The sequence below is a fragment of the Streptomyces sp. SID1328 genome (assembly GCF_009865595.1).
GTDB classification, from domain to species: domain Bacteria; phylum Actinomycetota; class Actinomycetes; order Streptomycetales; family Streptomycetaceae; genus Streptomyces; species Streptomyces griseoluteus.
Genome location: NZ_WWKH01000739.1, coordinates 1 through 4386 on the forward strand (window position 1 = coordinate 1; position 4386 = coordinate 4386).

The 4386-nt window shown below is 73.7% G+C and carries 4 protein-coding genes; 2 read left to right on the forward strand and 2 right to left on the reverse strand.

Annotated elements, in window-relative coordinates; all coding sequences use genetic code 11:
• The first annotated feature begins 209 nt into the window (after positions 1-209).
• A complete protein-coding gene (locus GT030_RS23785; protein WP_161202843.1) occupies positions 210-749 on the forward strand; it encodes a hypothetical protein in 540 nt (179 codons plus the stop codon).
• A gap of 34 nt (positions 750-783) precedes the next feature.
• On the opposite strand, the gene GT030_RS23790 is transcribed toward GT030_RS23785, so the two are convergent.
• Positions 784-1935, reverse strand: coding sequence for a PQQ-dependent sugar dehydrogenase (locus tag GT030_RS23790; RefSeq protein ID WP_161202844.1), 1152 nt, complete (start codon positions 1933-1935; stop codon positions 784-786).
• A 66-nt stretch (positions 1936-2001) separates the two neighbouring features.
• Positions 2002-3000 carry an aldo/keto reductase gene (locus GT030_RS23795; RefSeq protein WP_161202845.1) on the reverse strand — a complete coding sequence of 333 codons (999 nt, stop codon included), beginning with the start codon at positions 2998-3000 and terminating at the stop codon, positions 2002-2004.
• Between the two features lie 74 nt (positions 3001-3074).
• Between GT030_RS23795 and GT030_RS23800 the strand changes: the two genes are divergently transcribed.
• Positions 3075-4013, forward strand: coding sequence for a 2-hydroxyacid dehydrogenase (locus GT030_RS23800; RefSeq protein ID WP_161202846.1), 939 nt, complete (start codon positions 3075-3077; stop codon positions 4011-4013).
• Positions 4014-4386: the final 373 nt, after the last annotated feature.

Below are 4386 nucleotides of genomic sequence, written 5' to 3' on the forward strand. Positions count from 1 at the left end.
CCGGCGCCGCCGTCTGCGCGGCCGCCGCCCTCCTCGGCGCCCGCGGCCGCACCCGCCGGGCCCTCTGGCTGCTGATAGCCGGGACGATGGTCATGGCCCTCGGCGACCAGTTCGACTGAGCCCGGGAAAGGCTCGGCCGTCACCGCGGAAGCCGCAGCGCACAGCGGGCGTTAAGACGCCTCTCAGACTGCGTCCGTACGGTGCCGGGCATGGCTACGAAGACAGCGGAAGGCGCCGGGACCGAGACCGGCGCGCAGCACGACGAGACGGTGGCGGAGACCGCCGTGACCGAGGAAGCCCAGGCACCCGAGCAGCGGGATAGCGACGAGGAGGCGGCCGCCGAGCCGCGCCGCGCGTCCGGGGTGGGCCAGGGCGCGGGTGCCGTGGTGTCCGCCGCGCTCGGCCTGGTCTCGCTCAACGGCGGCTGGGTCGGCACCGTCGCCTCGGCCCGCGCCCAGCTCATGGGCCAGCTCAAGACCTCCTCCCAGGCGGGGGTCGCCCAGCAGATCAAGGCCGTCTACGGCGACGCCTGGCACGCCACCGCCCTGTGGGCCGGCCTCTTCGCGGTGGCCGCGCTGGTCGTGGGCGTGGCCGTGCTCGCCCGCCCCGCGTTCGGTGCGCCGGGCCGCCCGCAGGCCCCATGGATCAAGTCGGTCGCGTGGGGCGGTGTCGCGCTGGGCGTCGTCGGCCTGCTGCTGGCCGCGCTGAAGTACTCCGACGCGCTGCTCGGCCTGCCCTCGGCGGGCTGACCGCAGGGGCGGGGGCGGTGTCGCACCGCCCCCGTCAGCGGACCCGCAGCTGAAGCAGGCGGTCGTCGCTCCTACCGGGGTCGCCGCGGCCGTCGGTGTTGCTGGTCAGCAGCCACAGCCGGTCCTGCCCGGCCGGGGCCACCGTGCGCAGCCGGCCGTACTCGCCGCCGAGGAACGCCTGCGGCGGGGCCGACGCCGAGGTCGAGCGCAGCGGGACGCGCCACAGGCGCTCGCCCCGGAGGCCGGCCATCCAGATCACCCCGTCCACGTAGGCGATACCGCTCGGGGACGCCTCGTCGGTGTGCCACTGGGCCAGCGGATTCTGGAAGCGCGCGTCGGTGCCCTTGCCCTCGGTGCCGGGCCAGCCGTAGTCGCCGCCGGGCTTGATCGCGTTCAGCTCGTCCCAGGTGTCCTGTCCGAACTCCGAGGCGAACAGCCGCTGCTGCTTGTCCCAGGCCAGACCCTGCACATTGCGGTGGCCGTAGGAGTACACGGGGGAGCGGCCGAGGGGGTTGCCCGGCGCGGGCTCGCCCTCCGGGGTGATCCGGAGGATCTTGCCGCCGAGCGACTTCTTGTCCGGGGCCAGCCCCCTGTTGCCGCTCTCGCCGGTGCCGACGTACAGCATGCCGTCCGGGCCGAAGGCGATCCGGCCGCCGTTGTGGATGCGGCCCTTGGGGATGCCCTTGAACACCGTGTCCGGGGCGCCCAGTTGATCACCGGGCGCCCGCTTCTCGTCGTACCGGACCCGGACCACCCGGTTGTCGGAGGCCGAGGTGAAGTAGGCGTAGACCATGTGGTCCGAGGCGAAGCCGGGGGAGAGGGCGATGCCCAGCAGGCCGCCCTCACCGGCGGGCTCGACCCCGGAGATGCGGCCCGCCACCGTCTTCTTGCCGGTCCTGGCGTCGATCCGGGTGAGGGTTGCGTCGTCGCGGGAGGAGACCAGCAGGTTCCCGTCGGGCAGCGGGGCCAGCCCCCACGGACTCTTCAGGCCCTCGGCCACCGTCCGCAGCACCTTCACCGAGCCCTTGGCGGGCGGGGCGGTCTCGGAGGGGGACTGCGCCGTGGCGGTCACCGGGCCCTCGGAGGGCCCTCCCCGCCCGTCACCCCCGTCCGAGGAGCAGCCCGCGGCCAGCAGCAGCGTGGTCGCGGCGAGTACGGCGGGTACGGTTCGGCTTCGCACGGTCAAGGTCCCTTCGAAGGGGTCGCACCGACACTGCTACCCCATCAGACGCGCACGGTGTGCGTCCTGCGTTCAGTCCCACGATCCCAGCGCCGGGGGCAGCGCGGCCACCTCGGCGAGGTCCTCCGGGGTCAGCCGCAGCGCGGCCGCCGCCGCGTTCTCCCGCGCCCAGCGTTCCCGCTTGGTGCCGGGCAGCGCGATGACCTGCGGTCCCTGCGCCAGCACCCACGCCAGCGCCACCTGCGCCGGGGTGACGTCCTCACCGTGCCGTCGCGCGATGCGGCGGAGTCCTGCCACGAGGGGCTGGTTGGCCGCCATCATCTCGGCCGTGAAACGGGGATGGCGGGCACGCAGGTCGTCCGGTTCGAAGCCCTCGCCCGGGGTGAGCGTCCCGGTGAGGAAACCATTCCCCAGGGGCATCGCCGCGAGGAAACCGATGCCCCGCTCCGCGCACCAGGGCAGCAGCGCGGTGAGCGCCTCCGGCGACCACACCGACAGTTCCGCCTGCACCGCGCTCACCGGGAACACCTGCTGCACCCGCTTCAACTGGCGCAGCGTGCCGTCGTACAGCCCGTTCCCCGAGCGGCGTCCGCCGCGCGCGCCGACCGCGCACAGGCCGAGCGCGCGGACCTTACCGGCCCGGACCAGGTCCGCCATCGCGCCCCAGGTCTCCTCGACCGGGACCTCCGGGTCGGCGCGGTGCAGTTGGTACAGGTCGATCACGTCGGTCTGGAGGCGCCGCAGCGAGGCGTCGCAGGCCCGCCTCACGTAGCCGGGGCGGCCGTTGGCCACGATGTGCTGATCACCCACCAGCAGCCCCGCCTTGGTCGACACGAAAGCGTCGGCGCGCCGCTCCCTCAGCACCCGGCCCAGCAGCAGCTCATTGGTGAACGGGCCGTACATGTCGGCCGTGTCCAGCAAGTCCGACCCGAGGTCCAGCGCCCGGTGCACGGCCCGGAGCGATTCCTCGCCCCGCTGCCGCGACCCGCTGTACGCCCAGCTCATCGGCATGCACCCGAGCCCCACGGCCCCCACCGAGAGCGCCCCCGTGCCGATCGTCCTGCGCTCCACCTGCCGCGAACCTCCCTCGCCGAAGCCCCCAACCTAACGTCTGCGCCCACCGCCCCTGAACTAGCCTCCTGACCATGACCAACGATGTCTGGCTGCCGATCCCGCCCGAGGAGATCAGGGGCCTTCCCGCGGGCCCGAACTACCTGTTCTTCGACGGCGGGGAGTTCCCCGGTGACCCCGCCGGCTGCGCGGTGTACGTGGTGCCGTACATGAAGCCGCTGGAGGTGCGGACGCGTCCGCTGGAGCGGATGAGCGGGCTGCGCGTGATCCAGACGCTCACGGCGGGCGTCGACGACATCTCCGGCGCCCTTGACGACGTGCCGCCCGGCGTCCGGCTCTGCAACGCACGCGGAGTCCACGACACCAGCACCGCCGAGCTGGCCCTCACCCTCACCCTGGCCTCGCTGCGCGGGATTCCGGGGTTCGTGCGGGCGCAGGAAGAGGAGCGCTGGCAAGGGGAGTTCCGGCCCGCTCTGGCCGACCGGAACGTGCTCATCCTCGGCTACGGGGCCATCGGTTCGGCCATCGAGGACCGGCTCGCGCCCTTCGAACTGGGGCGCGTGATCCGGGTGGCGCGCTCCGGGCGCACCACCGCGCGCGGGGACGTGCATCCGCTCACCGAACTTCCCCGACTGCTCCCGGACGCGGATGTGGTGATCCTCGCGACGCCCCTCACCGACGGGACGCGGGGCCTGGTGGACGCCGCCTTCCTCGCCCGCATGAAGGACGGCGCCCTGCTGGTGAACATCGCGCGCGGGCCCGTGGTCGACACCGACGCCCTGCTCAGCGAGGTGGAGAGCGGGCGCCTCACCGCCGCGCTGGACGTCACCGACCCCGAACCGCTGCCGCCGGGCCACCCGTTGTGGCGGGCGCCGGGTGTACTGATCACCCCGCATGTGGGCGGTCCGAGTTCGGCGTTCCGGCCGCGCGCCGAGCGGCTCCTGGTGGACCAGTTGACCCGGTTCGTGAACCATGAGCCCCTGCGCCACGTGGTCCTCACCACCGGGGCGTGAGCCGCTCATCGGCACCCTCCGCGACCCTTCGGGCGCGTTGTGTGCCCGCATAGTCGCTGGTCGTCACGGAGAGTAGAGAAGCTATGTCCCTGAGTGACGATCCTGGTGTATCGTCCCGACAGGGGTGCGCCGCCGACCATCGGCGCCGGGGACGAACATTTCAGCTCTGTGAGGGGGGCGACGGGCGATGCACGGCCTATGGACGAACGATCCGACGCGGCGGAGCCGCCGACGGCGACCCTGGCGCACGACCGCGTGCAGGCACGAGCGGCCGACGAGCCGGCTCGCCCTGCACCCCCGGCCGGGCGCCCGGCACAGGCATCCGCACCGGCCTCCGAGGGGCACCGGCGCGACCCGGACCGGGAGGGCGCGG